This window comes from Desulfuromonadaceae bacterium (genome assembly GCA_019429445.1).
Taxonomy (GTDB): Bacteria; Desulfobacterota; Desulfuromonadia; order Desulfuromonadales; family JAHYIW01; genus JAHYIW01.
The window spans coordinates 56,425-79,720 of the sequence record JAHYIW010000001.1 but is presented as its reverse complement, the minus strand read 5'-3'; the positions used below and the strand labels follow the sequence as shown (position 1 = coordinate 79,720).

Genomic DNA, 23,296 nt, shown 5'->3' with positions numbered 1-23,296 from the left:
CAACGCCGCCAGGGTCAGAGGAGATTTCTTTTCTTGAGTTTTTCAATCAGCGTCGTTCGTTTCAGGTTGAGCAGTTGAGCGGCCTCTTTTTTGTTCCCCTCGGTACGGCGCAACGCTTCATTGATCAGCCGCCCCTCAAATTCGGCAACAATCGTATTGAAATCCCACTGCCGCGCATCCAGCACAGTCCCCAGCTCCAGCGACAGTTCCTGCGCTTCAGCACTACCCGGCGTGGCACAAACGTATTTTTTTGGCAGATCAGCCACCTCCACGCGCGCCCCACCGTTCATGATGATCATGCGCTGCACCAGATTTTCCAGTTCGCGCACATTCCCCGGCCAGGGGTAACCGGCCAACGCCGCTACCGCCTCGTCACTGAAGCCAGGGGAAGGCACCTTGCGCCCCCGATTAAAGACCGTGACAAACGTGCTGATCAACACCTGAACGTCACCGGCGCGTTCGCGTAATGGCGGCAGATCGACCGGAACCACGCTGAGCCGGTAATACAGATCTTCGCGGAACTCCCCGGCGGCAACCGCCTGTTCAAGATTCCGGTGGGTTGCAGCAACGACACGCACATCAACCGCAACCGAATTGACGGATCCCACCGGATCAAACTCCCGCTCCTGTAACACGCGGAGCATTTTGGTCTGCAACGCCGGGTGCATATCGCCAATTTCATCAAGGAACAAGATGCCGCCGTTGGCATATTCAAAACGACCGATCTTTGCCTGATTGGCCCCGGTGAAAGCGCCCTTGACATAACCAAAGAGTTCACTTTCGAGCAGTTCACTCGGAATCGCGGCGCAATTGACAGGAACAAAATTTTTGGCATGACGGCTGCTCAGGGTGTGGATCGCCCGCGCCACCAACTCCTTGCCGGTGCCACTTTCGCCCTGAATCAGAATCGTGCTGCTTTCGTCATCGGCAATCCGTTCGATCATCCGGTAGAGCCGCTGCATATTCGGTGCGTCACCGACAATCCCCTGAAAGCCGTCGCTCTTGCGCACCTTGGGGCTGCGTCGTTCATCATGCACCGAATAATCATGCCGTTCCAGCGCACGCGCCGTAATGATCACCGCTTCATCGTGATTATACGGTTTTTTGATATGGAAAAAAGCCCCCTGACGCAACGCTTCCACCGCCAGCGCCTCCTGCTCTTTGCTGATCGCCATGACCACGGCAGTTTCGGGATTGAGCCCACGGATTTTGTGCATCAGGCTGAGACCGTCGCAGGGCAGTGACGCGGCAGCGAAGATCACCAGACAAACGTCCTGTTTGTCGAGCAAGGCAAGGGCATCGGTGACGCTTCCGGTGTCGAAAACAACGCAACCGATTTTATGCCTGATTGCCGCGGCAACGGTCTCCCGTTCCGGACAATCAGCATCAATGAGTAGAACACTGCGCAGTGAAGACATGCTCAATCAACTTTCGGTCAACGGACAACAAAAAAAGGTAACAGCGCGATACAAGCACGACCCATTCGCGACAGGGATGTCGCTCCTGCAACAAGCCCGGCCCCTGTGGGAGCGGCTTCCAACTATCGCCAAAAGATTCGCGACAGCGATGTCGCTCCTGCAACAAGCCCGGCCCTTGTGGGAGCGGCTTGCAGCCGCGAAGGGGTTTCCAACCACCGCCAAAAGATTCGCGACAGGGATGTCGCTCCTGCAACAAGCCCGGCCCCTGTGGGAGCGGCTTGCAGCCGCGAAGGGGTTTCCAACCACCATTGCGGTCGCACTGGTGCAATCATAGCCACGAGTATTATATAAATCAACGGGTTATTCCTGACCGCCGACTTCATAAAAAAAGGAGGGCAGGCAATAAACACCTGACCTCCTGGTTTGACTGGTGGAGCTGAGCGGGATCGAACCGCTGGCCTATGCGTTGCGAACGCATCGCTCTCCCGACTGAGCTACAGCCCCGAATCTGGCAAGCCGACAAACGGGCTCAATTGGACTCAAGGTGACGTGACGAAAAACCCTAGCCGATGCGTTCCTTGCGCTCCTGCTCGGTTTTACATTCGATACAGAAGGTGGTCACCGGGCGGGCACGCAGACGCGCGGCACCGATCTTCTCGCCACACTCTTCGCAAATCCCAAACTCACCCGCGTCGATCCGCTCCAGTGCCTCACGAATCTTGTTCAACAGGCGCCGTTCGCGATCACGAATACGTAATTCAAAGTTACGATCTGATTCCAGCGAAGCACGATCAGTCGGATCGGGAAAATTGGCTTTTTCGTCCGTCATCTCCGACACCGTTTTTCCGGCATCGCGCAGCAACTGATCCATTTGCTCCTGCAGTATATTCCGAAATTCTTCCAGATTCTCCGCGTCCATCTCATTTCTCCGTTAAATTCGGACAAGTTAACTGAATTTTACGCGGCTGTCAAGAAGCTTGAACTGCGACCATCCCCCGCTCAGGCACCGAACTGCGCCCAGAGAATGACCAGCAGCAGGGCGACCGCCAGCCAGCAAGAGACAACATCGGAACTCTTCATCGGCACCGTCGCCGCCAATGCCCTGGTTTCTTCGCTGACAATGTGCTCAGGGACCCGCGCCAGCAAGGCCTGCAACAGTTGCGGGAAGTCACCGTAAGCATTTGAAATAATGATAAATTCATCATCCGCACAAATTGTCAGAAAGACTCTTTTGCGTACCTGCACGGTTTCAACTGCGGTCAACGCCGCAAAGTCCAATGCGCGCCGCCGCAGTAATTTGATCACCCGCACCTGAGTAGCGCCGATCTCCACGCGCCGGAACAGACTTTCGAGCAGCAACACCGCCACCGGGGCGACGATGATCAGCAGGATAATCAGCTTGCCACGCGGTTGGCCTTGCAACAGGCCGATCACCCCCAACGCCACGGTGAGCAGGAACAGCAATCCCAGCGGAAACAGAAAAGTGCGGCGAATAACGTAAGTCTGGATATTTTCACTCATGTTGGTCATCACTCCGCACGAAGCTGCCACTTTTGCCGCCGTGCTTTTCCTGCAAACCGATGGTGCGAATCGTCATGCCCCGATCAATTGCCTTGCACATATCGTAGATCGTCAGCGCGGCGACAGAAACCGCATGCAGCGCTTCCATTTCGACGCCGGTTTTGCCGCACACTTTAACCCGCGCTTCGATGGTAATGATACCGCGTTCCGGGTCAGGGGTAAAGTCGAGCGCCACGGCAGTCAGGAGCAGGGGATGACAGAGCGGGATGATCTCCGCCGTTTTTTTCGCCGCCATGATGCCGGCCAGTCGCGCCACCCCGAGCACATCCCCCTTTTCGATAGCGCGATCAAGGATCCGGCTCAAGGTCGCAGGGTGCATCTGCACCTCGCCGCGTGCCACCGCGAGCCGCTCGGTTTCCGGCTTGCCCCCGACTTCAACCATCACCGCTCGCCCTTGGTCGTCAAAATGGGTCAATTGATTCATCTGCTCCCTTTCGTTCCCCTTCGCGTGGTGCCATTATAGCGTATCAAAAACGTAACGATTCAGCACACCGTGAAAAAACTTTTAACTATTCAGTACTATTGTCGGTCATTAGAGATTCTGTCATCCCCGAATGCTGTTGTCGGGGATCCATGGCTTTAAAAGCTGGATTCCCGATTACCCCCTCGGGAATGACACCCTTTTCGCAGGTGCTGAATAGTTACAAAAACTTTTAACAGGGATAAAGGGGATTAAAGGGATAACGGCAAAGTCAGGGCGGCAGTGTTTGGTTGTAAACCACATAGACCTTTATGTTTTATCCCCTTGTATCCCTTGTATCCCTTGGATCCCTGTTAAATGGCTTTTGTTTCGGTTTTTTCCATCATCCTGAACAGTTACTCAAAAACACAATCCAACACCTCACTGACGTTGCGAATGCCGTGCAACGTCATGCCAGCGGGGCGATCGAGGTTTTTAAGATTACCCTGGGGCAACAGACAATGCTCAAAACCAAGGCGCGCGGCTTCCTTGAGACGCAGCTCGGGACGGGACACCGCGCGAACTTCACCGGACAAGCCCACTTCACCGAAAAGCAGGGTTTTCTGCGGGATCGGGCGATTCAGGTGACTCGACGCCAGCGCCGCCAGGGTGGCCAGGTCGACCGCCGGTTCGGCGATCCGCACGCCGCCAACAACATTAACAAAGATGTCCTGTCCCGGCATCATCAGCCCGGCTTTCTTCTCCAGCACCGCCACCAGCAGCGCGACGCGGTTGGGATCAAGCCCCATGGAGGTGCGGCGCGGGGTGCCAAAGGCACTCGATGAGACCAGCGCCTGCACTTCAACGAGGATCGGTCGGGTTCCTTCGAGAGTTGGAATGACCGCACTGCCAGCCTCATTGACCGGCCGCTCGGCAAGGAAGAGTTCCGAGGGATTCGCCACTTCGCGCAGCCCCGCCTCGCACATCTCGAAGACGCCGATTTCGTTGGTCGAGCCAAAGCGGTTTTTGACCGCGCGCAGCACCCGGTAAGGATGCCCGCCGTCCCCTTCAAAATAAAGCACCGTGTCGACCATGTGTTCGAGCACGCGCGGTCCGGCAATCGATCCGTCCTTGGTGACGTGACCGATAATAAAGGTCGGAATACCCTCCCCCTTGGCGACCTGCATCAGCCGCCCGGCGCACTCGCGCACCTGACTGACACTGCCGGGGGCGGATTCCAGTGCAGCGGAACAGACGGTCTGGATCGAATCGACCACCAGAAACGCCGGTTGGATCTTCTGCACCTGGTCAAGGATCGATTCCAGCGCGGTTTCCGCCAGCAGGTAGAGATTACTGGCGCCCACCCCCAGGCGACTGCCACGCAGCTTCACCTGGCGCACCGATTCTTCGCCGGTCACATAGAGCGCCTTGCCGCTGTGCGCCAGCCGGTCTATCGCCTGCAAGATCAATGTCGATTTGCCGATCCCCGGATCACCACCAATCAACGTCAACGAACCCGGCACCACCCCGCCACCAAGCACCCGGTCGAGTTCACCGATGCCGCACGCAATGCGGTCTTCTTCGCTGGAGCTGATTTCGGTGAGCTTCAATGGAGTGGCCGGGGCTGGCGCGGATAACCCCCGACCGCGCTTGCTGAGCGTAACCGTTTCTTCCACCAGCGTGTTCCACTGGTTGCAGTCGGGGCATTTGCCCAGCCAGCGGGGGGATTGATGGCCGCATTGCTGGCAGGTGTAGAGGGTTTTTTGTTTCATCGCTGAAATCCAGCCCCCTCGACTGACGACGAAGGGGCTGGATCCTTAAGTGGAATGAAATTATGGCAAGGTAATGTCAATGACTTCCGAAGCATTCAGCGCAGGAGAATAGATTGTAATTGTTGCCGCATCCCCAGACTGAGTATTGGCGCCGGTAACGGTAATATCTGCCGTCGCCAAGCCCCCTGCGTCGGTGAAATCATCCGTGGCTAGAGCGGTGCTGTTGATATTAACGGTAACACCAAAATCACTAAAGCCGGTCGATTGCCACATTTCTGCGGTCCAATCAGCAGGAACCGCTTCACAAGCTGCCTTTCTGGTCGACGTGCCATCACTACATGTCCCGGCAGCGGTACATGTCGCTTCATCAGTAAAGGATGCGTTAGTACAGGCAAAGGTTTCTTCCCGGTTCGTCACCACCACCGATGATTTCAGCGGGACAAATGGTAATCTGACACCATTAGCGTCTTCAACCTGAATATCTACGCTATCATCGCCTGACAATGTCTTTGGAGCAACGGTAATTGTCACCGGTCGAACCCCAGCGTAACAGAACTCACCACGATTAATCGTCGCCGCACTGTTGTCACTGGCGGCAGCCACCACGTAAACCTGCGCAGACTGCGGGTCATCAAAGCGTGTATCTGTCGTCGGGTAAGACTCCGGCCCATCGCCGGAATAGCCCTGACATCCGACAAAGATGTTGGTCACTGGATAGGTCACGTAGAATCTGGCCAGACCGTCCTTGGTCGTAGCCTGACCGGTCACGATATTAGCGTCAGCATCTTCACCGGAGATAAACCCGCCCAACAGTGACGAGCCAACCAGATAATGATAGTTACCGCCCGGACTGTCGTTCTGGTAATCCTTCCGGACGCGCAACGTTGTCGCCGATTCGACACTGTCGACAAACCGACTCCGGTCTTCAGTCGGCGCATTAAGGAGCAACACCCGATCATTATTCTGGATTTTGCGCAGACCGTTTCTTATGATCGACGCCGTGGTAAAGTCAACACCGCTGGTGTCCGCCAGGATTGCTGAATTCGTGATGGTTACCACCCCTGTCAAATTGTAATAGGCAATCAACGAATCGACCAGCCCCAAGCTGAGAGCGGTGTCGTCCGGAACGGAATTACCGTAACGATCGGTGACAATGGCGGTACCACTTCGCCGATAAACCCCGCCTCCCAGATTGGTGATTGAATTTGATTCCTGTGTCAGCACGATGGTATGTGGCGGCCCGGACGAGATTGTCAATTGCGGCAAAGCGGCAACGATTGTCGTTGGATTTCCGGCAGTATCAAGCGCGGTCACCAACACTTCAATGACACCGGGAAGATTTCCCGCAAAGAAATTTAGCGTCGCAATCCCGTCGGTGGAAACAACATCGATCGACGTAACGCTGTCATCCAGCGTCTGAACGACACTGTTGTAATTTACACCGGAAATATACTCCCCACCCCCCGGATTGGTCACAAATTGAACCCGCAAGGTATCAAGGTCAAAATCATCTTCATTAATATACGCACCATTGTCCTTAAAGATTTCGATCGTCAAGGTCGTGCTGTCACTCTTCCCCACCCCGGCGACGGAGATATTCGATTTGCCGACCGACAGCAGCATATTAGCCGGTTCCGGCGAGCCGGAGCCAGCCGCCGCACCGACATTCAACGTACCTGTCTTACCTGAAAGTTCAACTATCGACAAAGTAATCGCAGCACCGGGGGTCGAAGGCGCCTGAAGTGTAAACACGGCACGCCCGGATATCGTTTTAGCGGGGTTTTCTGAAATTAGCGTACCGCGTGTGTATATCAGCGTGACTTCCGTGTCGTCTGACACCGGATTACCGTTAGTATCTGCAAGAAATACCGTGATTTCAGATGTAGATATTCCATCAGCGGGGATTGTCGACGGAGATGCAGTGATGTAAGAATTGGCAAGCACTGGTCCACCAGGCACAAAGGTAACCGTTGTCTGCGCATTGAATCCGCCGATACTTGCGGTGACCAGCGCGATTCCCGGAGAAGTTTCACTGCGGAGTAAAATTTCAGCGTCCCCCGTACTGTTGGTTGTTACGGCAGCAATCGCCGAATTGTAACTTGTTGTTGCCGAGTTGTACAACCCGCCGATATTAGTACTGAATGCAACATCCACATCCTGAATAGCTGTGCCGTTTCTATCGACAACGTTCGCCCTTAACAGGGTCTCCGTAACGCCATCGGCAGTAATCGCATCATTTGCGGCAGTCAGCGTCAGTCCACCGATCGGGGTAAGTGTCGGATCGACGGTCAAAGTCGTTTCTGAGCTGGTCACCGCTGCTGCGCTGGCCTTAAAGCCATCCGTTCCGGCGGCGCTTCCGGCGACAAATGTTACGGTCGCCAAACCGCTACTGTCGGTCACGGCGGTCGTGCTGGTCAGTGTCCCTGTACTTTTAATCGTATTATAGATAAAGGTAACGGTCTCATCTTTAATCACCAGACTGTTGCTGTCCTGAACGGTTGCCGTCAACGTCACGCTCTCACCGGGAATTACCGACGTAGCCGAAAGACCGAGCGTGACCGAATCGGGCGATCCGGCGACAAAGTCAACCGTTGTCGATCCCGCCACTCCGTCGACAGTGGCAGTGGCTGAAACAACTGTCGTTCCGAGAGCGATCGGATTCGGTCCTTTAATATAAACCGTGGCAATGCCAGCGACGTTGGTAGTCACAGGTACCGCCGCCGTCCCCCAGGTTGCATTATCAGCGCTGATTTGTCCGACGCTCGTACTGAAAGTCACACTGATCCCTGACGGAACCGTGTACCCATTCGTGTCCAGCAGCAGGGCTCTGACTGCGGTCGACGTTGTATTATCCGACACGATAGTGGCAGATGCCGCAGTGACGCCAACCTCATTGACGACCGTATTGCCGTTGGTGACGGTCAGGGTATGATTTGTGTTCAAGGCGCCAAGGGTTGCAGTGACAGTATCATCCGCAGTCCCGGCATCGGTTTTCGTTCCGGCAGTGTAAATTACCGTCGCCAGACCGTTGGCATCGGTGGTAGCCGATGCAGCACTGAGTGCCGCTGATGAATTATTCGTGGTAATACTAAAGAGCACCACCTGATTCGGCACCGGATTATTATTAGCGTCCTTCACTGCTGCCGTGTAGGTGACCGTTGCACGCGGATCGACCGGCCCGGCATCAGACGGGGTGAGAGTCAGCCCTGTTGCTGCTCCCGGCACCAGAGTGATGTCAAGTTGGGCACTCACCCCGCCAACCGTAGCCGTCACAGTATCGGTTCCAGTGGTATCCCCGGCGGTATAAGTAACGGTCGCTACTCCTGCGGCATCAGTCAGTCTGCTGGCAGTGATCAGACTTTTGAACTCACTGGTTTGTGATGCGAAACTGACATCAACAAACGGTACCGGATTTCCATTCGCATCCTTAACCGTGGCATAGATACTGGTCGTCGACGCACCGTCGGCACGCAGGCTGCTGGCACCGGCACTGAGTTCAACGGTATCAATCTGCGACCCGGCAGTGCTGACCGTCACATCAACCGTGACGGGGACGAGTCCACCTGATGCCGCCTGCAGGGTATCGGTAACCGAAGCGGCAAACAAGGTCGTCCCGGCCGTATAAGTTGCCGTAGCGACACCGAACTCATCGGTCTTGGCACCGGTAACGTTGAATGCACCATCAGAATTGTTTGTCTGGATGGAGAAGAAGACCGTAGCATCCTTAATCGGATTAAGGGTCGCGTCCCGCACAATGGCGGAAACGGTTGTCTCTGCTCCCGGCAGCAGGGTTTTGGGTGCGGCATCAACGCTGATGCTCGCCGCTGGCCCAGTAACCAATTTAAAACTGCCAGTGCCACTAACTCCACCGATGCTGGCTGAAAAATCAACCGTGCCCGGTGTTGTGCTACTGTTATAGGTGATTGTTGCATTCCCGAAAGTATCGGTAGTTGCTTGACCTGTTGAAGCCCATGGCCCGGACGCATCTTTCACGGTGCCATTACTGACCGCAAAGTCCACGACAGAGTTGTAAACTGCAGCTCCGCTGCTATCGGTCACTGTTGCGCGCAACAAGGTTTTATTCGTCCCGTTGGCGATCAACGTCTCAGCGCCGGTTGATACCTCGACGCTGTCGATCGGGTAAGCACTGGTGGCAATATTAATCCAGCCGACCAAGCTGTACTCAAGACTGGCAGGGTTACTGCCGGGGGAATCCGCATTACCGGCTTCGGTGTACGTCCACTTTATTTCCACCAGCTTCGGCTTGGCATCGGCCTCACTGTCGCTGTACAGCGTCACCGAATAAGGCCCACCAGTTGCCGTGGTGTCCCCCTGGTCTTTTGAAACATTGCCATACAACTTGCCGCCGTCGGCCTCAACGGTAAACGACGACCCCGCAACCAGCGAGTTCCCCTGCAGATCTTCAAAATCGAAGGTGAAGGTCTGTCCCTCTCCCACCGCCAGTCCGGTCGAAGCAAAGTTTCCGACCGTAGCGCTGGGGTTAAAACCCGAGAACCAGCTGCTCAGCAATATTTTACCTTCGGTCCAGACGGTGGTATTGGCCTGGCAGATACCGTCCGCAACATCGTATGACCCGTTATTATTGATGTCGACATAAAACTCGTCGGGATCGTAACTGCCGTTGTCGTTGGCATCGACGTAGGGTTCACCCTGATCACCAGAGCAGGTATCGCCCGCATTGTAGATCCCGTCGCCGTTATTGTCGTAGAAAAACTCGGCACCGGTGGTTGTTGCCAGCAGGGTACACAGGCCCTTTTGTGCAATCGCTGAATTGTAAGTGTGGCCTCTCAGAGTATTGTCATCGGGCGTTATGATGCCGCGGAAGGTGGCTCGTGCCACACCTGATTCAGTTGACGCAGTAAATCCGGCGCTGGTACCGATGGTACCACACCCCGGCTCGACGTAAAAACTGACTGGCGTACCATCAATCGGTACATTGCCAAAACGGTCGCCGATATTAACCATCACCTCGGCTTCGAGATTATTGATCACATAGCTGGAAAGGTTGAGCCATGAAGACGACATATCCATGTGCATCGAATCAGGAAGGGCGCCCACCACAATGACCCGTGCCAAAGAGCTGGCTCCGGTGCCGGTGACGGAGGCGATCACATCGACTGGCCCGGCGATAATGCCGCTACGCAGGGTAACCGACGCCAGGCCGTTGGTGGTGGTGGCCTGTGCGCTGCCGCCAAAGGTGCCGCTGGCCGAATTATACAGGGTCTCGCCACCGACAGCCGAGCTGTCGAGGGCGAAGCTGATCGGTGTTCCTTCGGCCACATTGTTGCCGGAGCCATCGGTGACCCGGAAGGTGATCGTGGCATTTTGCACCCCGGTGGTGCCGAGGATATGAATGGTCTCGGGCGTGATGCTTTCGACGGTGACGACACCGGCGGCGGCAGGCAATACCGAGATATTGACGGCTTTACTGACCGTACCGGCGGTGGCGGTAATGACGGTCTGGCCGGCGGTGGTGCCGGCGTTAAACTGAACTGTGGCTTTCCCGGCGGTAGTGGAGTTATAGCTGGTAATGGTGCCGACCGTTGAGCTGCTGAAGGTGACCTGGGTGCCGTCGGCGACGTTGTTGCCGAGAATATCGGTGACGGTGGCGGTAATCGTGGCCACCCCACCAAGGGACAGTGCGGTTGAGGTGGTTTCCAGGGTCATACTGCGCGGATCGGAGGGGGCAAAGTTAACGTTGCTGGTGACCGCCGGAAGTTGACCGGCCTGGGCCTCAATGGTTGTTGTCTCCAGAACGCGATCAATCACTTTTACTTTGGCCTGACCGGCCACATCGGTGGCAGCGTTAGGAACACTGAGGGTGGAGTTATAGCCGGCGGTGACTTTGAAGTAGACGTCTACGCCATCAATGACCGCGTTGCCGGCATCTTTGACGGTGGCGGTCAGTTCAACCGGCGTGACGCCGTCGGCAACGCCAAGGGCGGTGCTCGGGGTCAGGGTCAGCCGGGCACCAAAGTAAAGCGGCACATCGACGCTGGTGGTGCCGGAGGCGACGGTGACGACGACGTTTTCGGCGGTGTCATTGGTGACGGTGAAGGAAGTAGCCCCGGTGGTGCCAGTGGTGGCGCTGGCCGGTGTCAGGGTGGGGCTACCCGTGCTGTTGTAGGTCACGGCGACGCCTTCAAACGGTAGTCCGGCAGCGTCGGTGGCTTTGACATTGATCGTGATGGCATTACTGCCAGCGGTGTTTGTCGCAACACGACTGGTCGGGGTGGCGGTCAGGGTCAAACCACTGTAGTCAGCCTGGAAGTTGACGGTGGCCGGGGTGGCGGTCAAGCGACCGACGGTGGCTTCGAGTTTGGCGGTGCCGCCGTCGGCTGCGGTGTCAACGACCTCGACTTTGGCGGTGCCGTCAGGCAGGGTCTGGGTGTTGATGACCGAAATGGTGGTGTCGGTGGCCGGGGTGGCGCTGTTGTACACTGCGAAGCTGATCTCCTGACCGGACAACGGTTTGTTGGTGGCGTCTTTGAGCAGCGCAGTCAGGGTGGTGGAACCGGTGGCGGTGATGCTGTTCGGTATGATTGACAGAGTCGCGCCAAAGTACAGCTGTGTGGCCACGACCTTGCCCCCGGCGCTGACACTCAGGGTGACGTTTTCAGCTTCGGTGTCTTTAACGGTTAAAACGACCTGACCATTGCTGTCGGTGACGTCGGTGAGGCTGTTGTAGATGCTGCCACTGGCAGTGTCACCCTTGTACAGGGTGATGCTGTTGCTGACCGTGCCGGTGTCGGTGGTGACGACGGCAAGGTTGACTCCGCTAAGGGGCAGTCCTGCGGCGTCGAGAGCGGTTGCGGTAACGGTGGTACTGTTGTAGGTGCCACCAACGACCGGACTCGGGGCGTCGAGAGTCAGGCTGCCGACACTCAGATTGGCATCGACGGTAATCAACTTGGACGCGCTGACCGCATTGGGCGCAATCACCACCGTGTTGTACACGCCAGGGATATTCCCGGCGCGATAGGTTGTTGTCACCCGCCCGTTGTCGTCGGTCACTAGCTCATAGCTGTCCAGTGACCCCCCGACATCGTTATCATCAAGAAAAAAATTGAGTGTCGTCTTGGCACTCCGGTTTCCATACTTGTCTTCGGCGTAGGCTTGAAGGATTGACGAGCCAGCCGCCGCGACCCTGTTCGGGGTGGCGACAGGGGTCACCTTAAAGACCGGACCAGCGACAAAACTGATTTCCTCGTCATCTGAAAAACCACCGGCAAAGGCTACCACCTGGGCCTGCCCGGTGACGGTCTCGGTCAGCAAATTGAGGGTGGCGAACCCGGTATTTGTGTCGCTGTTGATGGTAAGCTGCTGGCCGGTGTTTCCGGCGGCATCTTTCAGTATTCCCAATGAGGTTATAAAGGTGACCGGAATCGGCGTGGTCGGCGCTGCGTTCGAGCTGTCCTTCAGCACCGCCGTAATGGCGTTGGGGATAAAACCGTCATCAACCTGTTGCACTTTTCGTGCAGACTGAAGCGCAAAAGATCTCAAAAAGGTCGCGGCCTCGGTAATGGTGATGTCAAGTGTGTTGGAAATGACGGTCCCGGCGCGCGCGCGCAGCTGGTCAGTAACAGTGGTTGTCAGCGCAGGCAGACTGCCTGCCTCGTAGGCGACAGAAGTAGACCCCGAACTATCGGTGGTACCAGATATCTTCCCAAGCACCGATTTCCCGGAGCCCTCCGTTACAAATTCAAAAACAACAAATTCGGCGGGCACCGGAAAGCCCAGGGCGTCCTGGGCCAAAACCGACAACGTCGCGCTGCCCCCTGGCCCGAGAGAAAGGCTTGAAGAAGACAGCTTCAGGGTCGCCGCCGGACCGTTGGTGATGTTGACTGACAAGATATTGGACAAGACCCCGCCACCAACAGCGGAGATTGTCGGTTCTGCCAGCGTTGCCGGTGCAACATAAAAAACCTGGGCAACCCCATCATCACCAGTGGTCACCGTTGCCGACGGGGTGAAGCCCCCGGCCGTGGCATTAAAAGTGATTGTTTGATTGGCCAACAGTTCACCAGCCGTGTCCTTCACCGTCGCCCGAATCAGCCCTGATGAACGTGTCCCCCCCGGATCAGCTCCGGTGGCAATCAGCTTCCCGTTAAAGAAATCCTTGATAACGATTGAATCAACGGTCACCGCAGTCGGATCCCCACCGCCCCCGGCACCACCTCCCGGAGACAGATCGGTAGCTGTCCCACCGGAATCACTACCACCGCCACCACAACCGGCGAAGATGAGAACCAACAAAAGTAAAAGGAGATATCCCAACCGTTTCATAAACTGCCTCCCCGACGAGGAACTGGACTGTGCTCTTGAGTTATGCATCCCGGCTCTGCCTAAAAACTGTAGGTCAGCGCAAGGCTCGTATTGAAATTACTGCGTTTTTGAAATTCGACATCCAGACTGTAATTGTTCTTGAACGGCCAACGCGCACCGATCAGCAATCCGATATTGCCATTTTCTTCCAGCTCCGGCTCGTAAGCAACGGCGCTGACCGGCGCTCCCGGCGTCACCGAAGACGTTGTCTGAACTCCGTATACGAATGACTTTGTCTCGGTCCGCCCGTAATAGAACAACGGGCCGAAATACAGGTCGACCCCTTCGATCTTCGCTTGCGCGGCAATCCCGACATCGACCATCCACATTTCGTCAAACGACGCCGTCGCCCTGTCCAGCGTCCAGATGATACCGGTTGTCGTACTGGACTGAATCGCACCGGTGCTCTTTGCCGTATCTTCAAACGTATCAAAATAACTGGCTTGACCGAAGAGACCGAAACTAAAAATTTCCCCTTGATAAACCCGGCCATTGAAACCGATCGAGGCAAACAGGATCGGTCCATTTTCGAATTCTTCGTCGCTGGTTGGAACGCCGCTGATGACGTAGATACCATCGGCGCTTAGTGAGCTGGCACCACTGCGCAGGTAAATATCCCACCCCTGGGCAAGCCCCATTGTCCCCTGCAGGTAGTAAATATGCTGATCGATATCGATCCCGTCAAAGACTGTTGAATCTTCCCCCCAGGTCGAGGACAGACGCGTATATCCCGCGGTAATAGAAAAATCACCAAAACCTTCGGTCGCCGCCACCGGCGGCCCGAACTGGGCAGCGAAGGCCCCCCCGCAAAAAAACAGAATCAACACCGCTGCAAGAATCGTATGACGCATGAAAAGCCTCCTGGACAAAGGATGAATACACGAATAATTTGAATCCTATTAACACAAAATGACCTTAAATACAAGCTTTTATGCTAAATTTATATATAATTATGGACAAAATAAATATGAGTTTTCTGCTTATGCACTTTTCTCCAGCGATAGGCGATCATCAGAAGGCCAGGTTATTCCTCATCGGAATTTCCTCTAGGGGTTGCCTTCAGACACGACCCATTCGCGGCTAAAGCTGCTCCTATCGGGGCATGTTAAAACACAACTTGAGTCAAGTGCGTAACCAGAAACCTTAATAATGGGACGCTGATTTTCATGATGAACGCTGATCAAAACAAAGCCAAAGCAATTTAACAGGGATGAAGGGACACAGGGGATGAAATCTTAAAAAGGTTCTTTTGGGTTAAACCAAAAAATAGTTTTTTGATTTTAGCCGTTATCCCTGTCATCCCCTTCATCCCTGTAAAGAAAGTTCTTCAAGCCCTTAAATCCGCTCTTTCAGCGTTTATCAGCGTCCGATAAGCTTACAGGGCAGGTTAAAACACAACTTGAGTCAAGTGCATAACCAGAATGCGTTTTTTACAACCAACCGCAGCGGCAAAAGTGCATCAACGTTTATTGCAAAAAATCAACCACGACACAAACGTTGGCAGCGCCAATCAATGGCAAACGACCACAAACCGGCATTGGATCGGTATGCAAAGCGCTTGCACGCTGATTAAAATAGCGCGCAAAGATCGATCGACAGCCGTTAGCAAACCTCACGCCCCCCCCCTTGCAGTGCGGCAAACCCGGCCTTAGTGCGTAGCGCGGGTAACAATTTTTGTCAGTAAAGCACGACAGGATTGACAGCAGCTAACCTTTTAGCGTAAAAAAAGATACAAACCGCCTGTCCAATCCCGGACAGCGGCACCGATTAATGGAGGGGACCATGCATCGTTATTGCCTTACCATCCTGTTACTGTCCATCACCCTGACCGCAACCGCGTACGCCGCAAAAAACGATATTGTCTGGCGCGGCAGTGGCGGCTGGGGCGCGGGGCTTCCTTACCAGCAGCGCTTTGATCCGTCCCGGGTTGAAAAAATCAGCGGCACCATTCTCAGCATCGAACGTTTCAGTGAAGAACTCGACATGGCCGACGGGATACGGCTGAAGATGCAGCATCGCCGCGTCGTTGAAACGGTTCACGTCGGTCCGCTGTGGTTCCTGGAGCGTCAGGATCTGGCCTTGAATGCGGGAGACACGGTCACGGTTCGCGGTGCCCGGGTCACGCACGACACGGCGGGCTACCTGATCGCCAGTTCGCTCACCAAAGGGCGCAACACGCTGCTGCTGCGCAATCGCGATGGCTTCCCGCTGTGGACCGGCTGGCGCCGCGACTGAGTCGCGCCGCGTATCCAGACAGCACATTCTGCCTTTGCAGTCCGCTTCCTTGTTCAACACCGGCAAAAAAACAGTTGACAGAGATTGTATACTGTATACAATTTGCAAAATTTGTCGGCATGCTGTTAATGGAGCGTTACTGTGAAGAAAAAACCGATTGAGCATCACCAGACCTTGCGCGAAAAAATCCTTGAAACGATTCGCGACGCAATCCTCAAGGGGAGCATGAAACCTGGTGAAAAAGTCGCCGAACCGGAGCTTGCGGAACGCTTCGGCATCAGCCGTACACCGATTCGTGAAGCTTTCCGCCAACTTGAGTCGGAAGGCTACCTGACCGTCATCCCCCGCCGGGGCGCGGTGGTCGCCTCCCTTTCGGAACGCGATATCGAAGAGTTCTACGCTATCAAAAGCATTCTCGAAGGGTACGCGGCGCAAATCGCCTCGGAACGTTTGCAGGGCAAGGACATCGAACGCCTGGAGGCGATCAATACCAGACTGGCGGAACTCGCCGCCGAAGGCGATGTAAAAACGTTCTTCCGCGTTCACAACGAATTTCACGAGTTGTTTATCCGCGCGTCGGGCAACGACAAATTGTTCGAGATCATCACTCAGCTGATGATGAAGTTCAATCGGCTGCGCATGGCGTCGCTGGCGCTGCCGGGGCGCATGGAACTTTCGGTGCAGGAACACCACAAAATTATTGCCGCGTTTAAATCGCACGATGGCAAAAAAGCGGACAATCTGGTGCGCAAGAATGCGGTCTATGGCGGACAAGTGCTGATTCACAGCATGGATAACGGTCGCAAGATCGAGGCCAGTGTGCTCAACCGGCTGATCGACCTGTAATGACGTCGTAAAAAGTCCGCAAAGCTTATCGATCGCCCGCTTTTTGCGGGCTTTTCTTTGCGTGCGACTTCTGCTTGCTACCGCGGGTGCCTTATGGCATACTTCCGCCGTCACCCTGGGGGGCTGTCCGACAATAGAGGCCGAAGCGAAAGGCCAGAAGTTTGAGGCCAGATGTTAGCTCGTTTGCAGCCTTATAGCCGTAGCTATGGGGCAAAAAAAAGCTGAAATTTGGGCCAAACAGCTGGGTTTGCAGCCGCCGGGATCTCATTGTCGGACAGCCTCCTGGACCCTATCCACAGGAGGATCCGATTCATGAGAAAAATATTTATCAGCGGCATACTTACCTGCCTGATCACCTTCAGCGCCCAGGCCACTTCGCTCGAAGTGACCCTGAATGACGACAGTGTTCAGGCGCAGGCAGGCCTGACCTTGAACGAAGACAGCTACGGCACGTCGATCCTCACCGTCAGGGGACTTTACAACGACGAAGAATCGACCAAACTTGGTTCTGCGGGGTTTGACTTCATGGGGCGTCTCGGCAACGTGTCGGGGCTGGAAGTCGGCGTGGGAGCGCAGATTTACAGTGCCAAAACCGACCGCAGCCTCGACCTGCTGACGCTGGGGATCGGTGTCCGCGCAATCTTTACGCCGCCGCTCCTGCAAGGCTTCGGGATCAAGGGCAAAGCCTTCTATGCACCGAAGATTCTCTCGGGACTTGATGCGGAGCGCCTGCTGGAAGGCGGCGCGGATATTTTCTACGCCATCACCCCCAAGGTACGCGTGTTACTCGGCTATCAAGTGATCCGTGCCAGCTTTGAAAAGGTCAGCACCAGAAATATTGATGAAGGGGCGCGGATCGGCTTCGAAGCCCGCTTCTGAAAATAGTCCGCCATTTAAAACAGCAACGGCCCGCTGATTTTCCCGGCGGGCCGTTTTCTCTTTGCCTATGCACTTCGCTCCACCATCAGGGGGGCAGGTTATTCCTCACAGGAATTCCCTGCAGAAGTTGCTTGCAGGCACGCATGGATCTTCCATCTACCATGGATGTCGCTCCTGCAACAATAATATCATCATCGTAGTCCACCCCCTGTGGGAGCGGCTTTCAGCCGCGAAAGGTCTTTTGCACATTCATCTCAGGCTGGTTCGAGCCCGGCAAATTTGAGCAGTAATTTTTTGGGTCCAACGGTTTTGAAATAGACGATCACTTTCTGATTTTCTCCCTGCCCTTCAATCCGCCGGATGAAACCGACCCCGAACTTGGCATGACGTACCCGCAGACCAATCCGCAAACCCTCTTCAGCCTCCGGAATCACCTCAATATCGTTACCAAAATCGTCGTCCACCTGCGCCTCTGCGCCCGGCACTTGCGCGAAAACCGAGGCCAGATTGTGCCCCTGGGCATGGTGCAATGGCGGGGTGGCGGGTTGTTCGAGCAAATGCGCGGGGATCTCTTCCAGAAAACGGCTGGGCAGATTGAACTGATACTCACCGAAGACGCGGCGCCGCCGGGCGCGCGTCAGATAGAGTTTATCCATCGCCCGGGTCATGCCGACATAGCAGAGGCGACGTTCCTCCTCGACCGCGGCGTCGCTGGCAGTGGTCCGCGAATGGGGGAAGAGCCCCTCCTCCATGCCGGTCATGAGCACGACCGGAAACTCCAGCCCTTTCGCCGCGTGGAGGGTCATCAGCGTGACCCGGTCGAGACTGCTGTCGTAGGAGTCGAGATCGGTGATCAGCGCAACCTGCTCCAGATAATCCCCCAGGCTCAGCGTTGCAGCGGCATCTTCCATCCCGGCCAGCAACTGATCGAGGTTTTCAAGCCGTCCACGCGCCTCATCGGTGCGTTCCGCTTTGAGGATCGCGGCGTAGCCGGTTGCTTCGATCAATGCGGCGGTCAGCTGCGGGAAGGGGGTGCCCGTCAAGCGCGCCGCGAAATCGTCCATCAAGGCAACAAATGCCTGTACCTTGGTGGCCGCCGCCCGCCCCAGTTCTTGGTTGTGGAGAATGGCGCGACAGGCCGGCAGAAAGCCCCCGGAGGTGGCCTCATAAGCGGAAATTTTGTCCACGGTGACGGCGCCGATGCCACGCGACGGGACATTAATGATGCGTTTCGCGGCCAGTGAATCGGCCGGATTCGCCAGGGCTCGCAAATAGGCAAGGATATCCTTGACCTCCATGCGCGAATAAAACTTGAGTCCGCCGAACATCACATAGGGCAGGTTACTGCTCCGTAACGCCTCTTCAAGCTGTCGCGACTGGGCGTTGGTGCGATAGAAAACGGCCATATCGCGCAGATGGCGACCGCCATGCCGTTGCGCCTCAATCTGTTCGGCGACGTAAAGCGCCTCGGCTCGATCATCGTCGAGAGTCGCCACCGTCACTGCTTCTCCCCCCGGATTTTCGGTCCAGAGCGTTTTCCCTTTACGTGCGGCGTTCTGCGCCACCACCGCTCCGGCAGCAGCAAGGATGGTCGCCGACGAGCGGTAGTTCTGCTCCAGCCGAATCACCCGGACCGCGGGGAAATCCCGTTCAAAGCCGAGGATATTACTGATTTCCGCTCCCCGCCAGGCATAGATCGACTGATCGTCGTCCCCGACCACACAGAGATTGTTGTGCGCCGGGGTCAACAACCGCACCAGCTGATACTGAATCGCGTTGGTGTCCTGAAATTCGTCGATCAGCAGATGGCGAAACCGCGCCCGATAGCGTGCCAGAACAGCGGGGTGCTGCGTAAGGAGCTGGGCGGTCAGCAGCAGCAGATCGCCGAAATCGAGGGCATTGTTGCGTTTCAAGCGCAGCTGATATTCGCTGTAAATCCGTGCAATGATCTGCTGCCGATAATCGTCTGCTGCGAAGTCGGCGGGCAACGTCCCGCGGTTTTTGGCCGCGTCGATGGCGGCCGCTGCGGCACGCGGTTTCAGGTCCTTGTCGCTGATCTGAAAATCTTTGCAGACCTCCTTGAGCAGCCGTTCCTGATCCTGATCGTCGTAGATGGTAAAGTCGGCGGAGTAGCCGAGGGCGCTGATGTCACGCCGCAGGATACGCACACAGGCGGCGTGGAAGGTCGCTACCCACAGACCGTCAATCGTCCCGAGCAGGCGGGACAAGCGCTCGCGCATCTCGTTGGCGGCCTTGTTGGTAAAGGTGACCGCGAGGATCTCATGCGGAGCAACCTGCCGGTGATGAATCAGCCAGGCAATGCGGTGGATCAAGGTGCGTGTTTTCCCCGATCCGGCACCGGCAAGAATTAACAACGGGCCGTCACCATATTGCACCGCAGCACGTTGCGGCGGGTTCAGTTGTGCCAGTAAATCAACCATCAGTGTCATCTTTCAGAGTCCGTTTCATCAACGCCCGATTATACGCAGACACCATGTCGCGGCGGGAGATGATGCCGACCAGGCGATTGCTCCCGGCACTCTCGACAACCGGCAGTTGTTCGATATTCCGATAACCGATGCGGCGCATGGCGGTATCCAGATTTTCCTCCGCCATCACCGTGATCACCTCGACAGTCGCCAGTTCCTTGACCACCACCAGATCCATCAGTTCCCGCTCAAAAACGACCCCCATGAAATCCTGCACCGAAATAATGCCGGTCATCGCGCCCTGAGCATCGAGCAGCGGAAAGTTGGTATGACGGGTGCTGGCGATGAAATCACGAAACTGGCGCAGGGTCATATTTTCGGGAATCGTTTCCAGGTCGCGCGTCATTACGTCAGCCACCCACAACGATTTCATAATATTGCGCTCTTTGCCGGCCTCCAGATCGATTCCGACGCGGGTCAGCTCAACCGTGTCGAGACTGTCCTGGCGCAACCAGCGGCTGATGGCGGTACCGATCACGCAGCTGAGCATGATCGGAATGATAACCTGATAGGAGGCGGTCATTTCAAAGAGCAGAAAAATTGCGGTCATCGGGGCATGGGTGGCGGCGGAAAGAAACGCGCCCATCCCGACCAGGGCATACGCGCCGGGAGAAATGGTCAGCTGCGGGAAAAAGATCTGCAACAGCTTGCCGAAAGCACCACCGGTGGCAGCACCGAGGTAGAGGGCTGGAGCGAAGAGCCCCCCCTGCAAGCCGGAACCAAGGGTGACCGAGGTGGCAATCGCTTTGATGACCACCAGTGCGGCGAGGAGATACCACCCCTCATTGCCATGCAACATGCCGTCAATAAAAGCGTAACCGTTGCCGAGAATTTGCGGAAAGAACAGGCCGATGAGGCCAACGAGCAAACCACCGACGATCGGTTTGACCAGCGGGTGCAACGCCCAACGGCTCAGTCGGTCTTTGATGCGGAAGTGGAGATCGATAAATCCGGCAGCGAAGACACCAACCAGACAGCCGAGGATAATGTAGAACAACAGCTCGAAGGGGCTGTTCATGACGTACGGCGGCAGCACAAATTCCGGCTGATTGCCAAGCAGGGCGCGTGACACGACGGTCCCCATCCCGCTGGCGATGACGATCGGCGTAAAACTGGAAAATTCAAAAGACGCCAGCAGAACAATCTCCTGTGCGAAAAAAACTCCCGCAATCGGGGCATTGAAGGTCGCGGCAACCCCGCCGGCAACGCCGCAGGCGACCAGCACCTTGAGTCGATCCCCCCCCATCTTGAACGCCTGACCGAACTGACTGCCGATCGCCCCGCCGATCTGCGCAATCGGCCCCTCCTGCCCCGCCGAGCCCCCGGTACCGAGGGTAATGGCACTGGCCATGCCACGGGTAAAGATCGTCCTGAGCGGCAACTTCGCGCCGCGCAGATTGACGGTCTCCAGAAAGGAAGGAAACCCGAAATGGAGATCACGGGCAAACCAGAGCCCCAACGGCAGCAACAAAATCCCGCCGACAGCGGGGAAAAAGATCGTCACCAGCCGTGAAAAACTCCACTCCGTCATGGAAATGTCGAACCGCGCCATCCCCTGTTCAACGACCAGCCAATGAAAAAAATCGATCGCCTTGCGAAAACTGAAGTTGCCGAGTCCGGCAAGCGCACCGATCGCCGCAGCCAGCACCGTCATGAAGGTTACTTCACTGATCCGGAAGCGACTCAGGACGGCGGTACCGCGGCGCCGTAGCCAGCGGTAAAAATGTTTGCGATCGGGGATCGAAGGACTCATCGATAAGTCACCGTTTCTGTCGGCACGCAGGTGGCAAAAAACGCAGGGTGGTGTTACAGCTGGTTCAACTGGCGGATAAATGCTTGCAGCAGACCGTTGCTGCGCTGATTGAATTCCAGCGCCAGGCGCGGCAGATGGATCAGGTCGGGCTGATCTTTTTCCCGTTCGAAAGCACTGGTCATGCGCAACCGGGTGCCGGGCTTGAGAATTTCGCTGAATTCACTTTCCAGAATGGCGACCTGTTCGTTGTCGAGCCATTTGTTGAGGCGGATCACCAGCGTGTCGCCGACAAAACGACTCGAATGGAAGACCCGATAAAAATCGTCGATGATCTGCACCGCTTCGACGGGATCGCGGGTCATCGAGAAGAGACCAAAATCCTCGCCGGAAATCAGGCCGCGCCGCAACAGGGTCTTTTTGATAAACTCAAACCATTCTTCCCAGTAGTCGCCAGTTTCGTCATCGATCATGACCAACGGCAGCGGCGGATTTTTCCCGGTCTGCATCAGCGTCATCGTCTCCATCGCTTCGTCGAGGGTACCGAATCCACCTGGGAAGAGTGCCACCGCCTGGGCTTCCTTGAGAAACGCCACCTTGCGATTGAAAAAATAGCGGTAGACGATAACCTTGTCGCTCGCCGACATAAAAGGATTGGTTTCCTGTTCGAACGGCAGATGAATATTGACCGCAAAGGAGTTGTCAGCACCGGCTCCTTCGTTCCCCGCCTGCATGATGCCGCCACCGCCGCCGGTGATCGTCATCCAGTTGCGCTCCGCCATCAAGCGGGCAAAAGTCACACATTTTTGATAGATCGCCTCGTCCGGAGCGGTGCGCGCCGAACCGAAGATCGTCACCTTGCGCCGATTGCGGTAAGGGCCGAAGATCTTGTTGGTGTAGCGCATCTCCTTCATGGTGGTGCGCATCAGTTTGAGATCAGCCAGGTAATCGCTTTCCTGACCGGCCTTCAGCGCACTCAGAATCATCTCACGGATGATCCGGGGTTGATGCACTTCAGCGCTTTTCATCAGTTGATCGATCAACTCATCGACAACCGCGTTATGACGATCAAAATGAAGCTCCATCGATTTATCCTTCATAATAAACGGGGCGAGGGTACTAGCGGCGCAACGCCGACGGCGCGACCAGGGTCGCGCCGTCGGCGTTGCGCATCAAGTATAAGTGGTCGAAGAAGCCCGTAAGCCGGGTTCTGTCCCCCGCCGCAGTCACCTGCGACGAAGTGATGGTCATTCATCTAGGATCGCCGTTGCCGACGACCTCAAGCGGCCTGACCCGGGAGCCTTGGACGGACCGTCCTCAAACGCTCCCCTATTTGGCCTTGCTCCGGATGGGGTTTACCTGGCTTCCGTCGTCACCGCCGGAACCGGTGAGCTCTTACCTCACCCTTTCACCCTTACCTGCCGACGCCAAGGCGACGGCGGGCGGTCTTCTCTCTGTGGCACTTTCCCTGGGGTCACCCCCGGTCCCCGTTAGGGACCATCCTGTCCTGTGGAGCCCGGACTTTCCTCCCCCCGCCTGCGCCAAGGCGACGGCGGGCGGCGACCATCCGTTCTTCTCCG

14 protein-coding genes, 1 tRNA gene and 1 other RNA gene are annotated in these 23,296 nt (G+C 56.1%); 4 read left to right on the top strand and 12 right to left on the bottom strand.

The window, feature by feature from the left end:
• Positions 1-14: 14 nt before the first annotated feature.
• Positions 15-1,418: a sigma-54 dependent transcriptional regulator gene (locus tag K0A93_00370; GenBank protein MBW6510554.1), complete on the bottom strand. Its 1,404-nt coding sequence runs from the start codon at positions 1,416-1,418 to the stop codon at positions 15-17.
• On the opposite strand from K0A93_00370, the gene K0A93_00365 reads away from it, so the two are divergent.
• Positions 1,417-1,752 carry a hypothetical protein gene (locus K0A93_00365; GenBank protein MBW6510553.1) on the top strand — a complete coding sequence of 112 codons (336 nt, stop codon included), beginning with the start codon at positions 1,417-1,419 and terminating at the stop codon, positions 1,750-1,752. The genes K0A93_00370 and K0A93_00365 overlap by 2 nt on opposite strands.
• Before the next feature lie 94 nt (positions 1,753-1,846).
• Here the strand turns inward: K0A93_00365 and K0A93_00360 are convergent.
• The 7 genes from K0A93_00360 to K0A93_00330 form a co-directional block, all read right to left on the bottom strand.
• A tRNA-Ala gene (locus K0A93_00360) sits at positions 1,847-1,922 on the bottom strand.
• Between the two features lie 58 nt (positions 1,923-1,980).
• Positions 1,981-2,337, bottom strand: coding sequence for an RNA polymerase-binding protein DksA (dksA, locus tag K0A93_00355; GenBank protein ID MBW6510552.1), 357 nt, complete (start codon positions 2,335-2,337; stop codon positions 1,981-1,983).
• A gap of 80 nt (positions 2,338-2,417) precedes the next feature.
• Positions 2,418-2,939 (bottom strand): hypothetical protein, encoded by a 522-nt coding sequence (locus tag K0A93_00350; protein MBW6510551.1) that lies wholly within the window; start codon positions 2,937-2,939, stop codon positions 2,418-2,420.
• A complete protein-coding gene (gene moaC, locus K0A93_00345) occupies positions 2,932-3,423 on the bottom strand; it encodes a cyclic pyranopterin monophosphate synthase MoaC (protein ID MBW6510550.1) in 492 nt (163 codons plus the stop codon). Before moaC ends, K0A93_00350 begins: the two co-directional genes overlap by 8 nt.
• Positions 3,424-3,815: 392 nt before the next feature.
• The gene (gene radA / locus K0A93_00340) at positions 3,816-5,171 is read right to left on the bottom strand and encodes a DNA repair protein RadA (protein ID MBW6510549.1); all 1,356 of its coding nucleotides are present in this window, start codon (positions 5,169-5,171) and stop codon (positions 3,816-3,818) included.
• A gap of 60 nt (positions 5,172-5,231) precedes the next feature.
• The gene (locus tag K0A93_00335; protein ID MBW6510548.1) at positions 5,232-13,478 is read right to left on the bottom strand and encodes an Ig-like domain-containing protein; all 8,247 of its coding nucleotides are present in this window, start codon (positions 13,476-13,478) and stop codon (positions 5,232-5,234) included.
• A gap of 59 nt (positions 13,479-13,537) precedes the next feature.
• Positions 13,538-14,368, bottom strand: coding sequence for a hypothetical protein (locus tag K0A93_00330; protein ID MBW6510547.1), 831 nt, complete (start codon positions 14,366-14,368; stop codon positions 13,538-13,540).
• A 931-nt stretch (positions 14,369-15,299) separates the two neighbouring features.
• Here K0A93_00330 and K0A93_00325 point away from each other — a divergent pair.
• From K0A93_00325 to K0A93_00315, 3 genes are all read left to right on the top strand, one after another.
• Positions 15,300-15,752, top strand: a complete 453-nt coding sequence (locus K0A93_00325; GenBank protein MBW6510546.1) for a DNA-binding protein — start codon at positions 15,300-15,302, stop codon at positions 15,750-15,752.
• 141 nt (positions 15,753-15,893) lie between these two features.
• Positions 15,894-16,598: a GntR family transcriptional regulator gene (locus K0A93_00320; protein ID MBW6510545.1), complete on the top strand. Its 705-nt coding sequence runs from the start codon at positions 15,894-15,896 to the stop codon at positions 16,596-16,598.
• Between the two features lie 312 nt (positions 16,599-16,910).
• Positions 16,911-17,477, top strand: a complete 567-nt coding sequence (locus tag K0A93_00315; protein MBW6510544.1) for a YfaZ family protein — start codon at positions 16,911-16,913, stop codon at positions 17,475-17,477.
• Positions 17,478-17,731: 254 nt separating this feature from the next.
• On the opposite strand, the gene K0A93_00310 is transcribed toward K0A93_00315, so the two are convergent.
• From K0A93_00310 to rnpB, 4 genes are all read right to left on the bottom strand, one after another.
• A complete protein-coding gene (locus K0A93_00310; GenBank protein ID MBW6510543.1) occupies positions 17,732-19,918 on the bottom strand; it encodes a UvrD-helicase domain-containing protein in 2,187 nt (728 codons plus the stop codon).
• Positions 19,911-21,620 (bottom strand): chloride channel protein, encoded by a 1,710-nt coding sequence (locus tag K0A93_00305; protein MBW6510542.1) that lies wholly within the window; start codon positions 21,618-21,620, stop codon positions 19,911-19,913. The genes K0A93_00310 and K0A93_00305 overlap by 8 nt, the downstream gene beginning before the upstream one ends.
• A 152-nt stretch (positions 21,621-21,772) precedes the next feature.
• Positions 21,773-22,801: an LOG family protein gene (locus tag K0A93_00300; protein MBW6510541.1), complete on the bottom strand. Its 1,029-nt coding sequence runs from the start codon at positions 22,799-22,801 to the stop codon at positions 21,773-21,775.
• A 99-nt stretch (positions 22,802-22,900) separates the two neighbouring features.
• Positions 22,901-23,295, bottom strand: an RNA gene (gene rnpB / locus K0A93_00295) — RNase P RNA component class A.
• Position 23,296 lies beyond the last annotated feature (1 nt).

Excerpts from the sequence above, each read along its gene's own strand:
- K0A93_00350 (MBW6510551.1), bottom strand. The coding sequence starts at position 2,939 with ATGAGTGAAAATATCCAGACTTACGTTATTCGCCGCACTTTTCTGTTT.
- K0A93_00365 (MBW6510553.1), top strand. The coding sequence starts at position 1,417 with ATGCTCAATCAACTTTCGGTCAACGGACAACAAAAAAAGGTAACAGCG.
- K0A93_00325 (MBW6510546.1), top strand. The coding sequence starts at position 15,300 with ATGCATCGTTATTGCCTTACCATCCTGTTACTGTCCATCACCCTGACC.
- K0A93_00335 (MBW6510548.1), bottom strand. The coding sequence starts at position 13,478 with ATGAAACGGTTGGGATATCTCCTTTTACTTTTGTTGGTTCTCATCTTC.
- K0A93_00305 (MBW6510542.1), bottom strand. The coding sequence starts at position 21,620 with ATGACGGTGCTGGCTGCGGCGATCGGTGCGCTTGCCGGACTCGGCAAC.
- K0A93_00310 (MBW6510543.1), bottom strand. The coding sequence starts at position 19,918 with ATGGTTGATTTACTGGCACAACTGAACCCGCCGCAACGTGCTGCGGTG.
- K0A93_00315 (MBW6510544.1), top strand. The coding sequence starts at position 16,911 with ATGAGAAAAATATTTATCAGCGGCATACTTACCTGCCTGATCACCTTC.
- K0A93_00300 (MBW6510541.1), bottom strand. The coding sequence starts at position 22,801 with ATGGAGCTTCATTTTGATCGTCATAACGCGGTTGTCGATGAGTTGATC.
- radA (MBW6510549.1), bottom strand. The coding sequence starts at position 5,171 with ATGAAACAAAAAACCCTCTACACCTGCCAGCAATGCGGCCATCAATCC.
- K0A93_00330 (MBW6510547.1), bottom strand. The coding sequence starts at position 14,368 with ATGCGTCATACGATTCTTGCAGCGGTGTTGATTCTGTTTTTTTGCGGG.
- K0A93_00370 (MBW6510554.1), bottom strand. The coding sequence starts at position 1,418 with ATGTCTTCACTGCGCAGTGTTCTACTCATTGATGCTGATTGTCCGGAA.
- moaC (MBW6510550.1), bottom strand. The coding sequence starts at position 3,423 with ATGAATCAATTGACCCATTTTGACGACCAAGGGCGAGCGGTGATGGTT.
- dksA (MBW6510552.1), bottom strand. The coding sequence starts at position 2,337 with ATGGACGCGGAGAATCTGGAAGAATTTCGGAATATACTGCAGGAGCAA.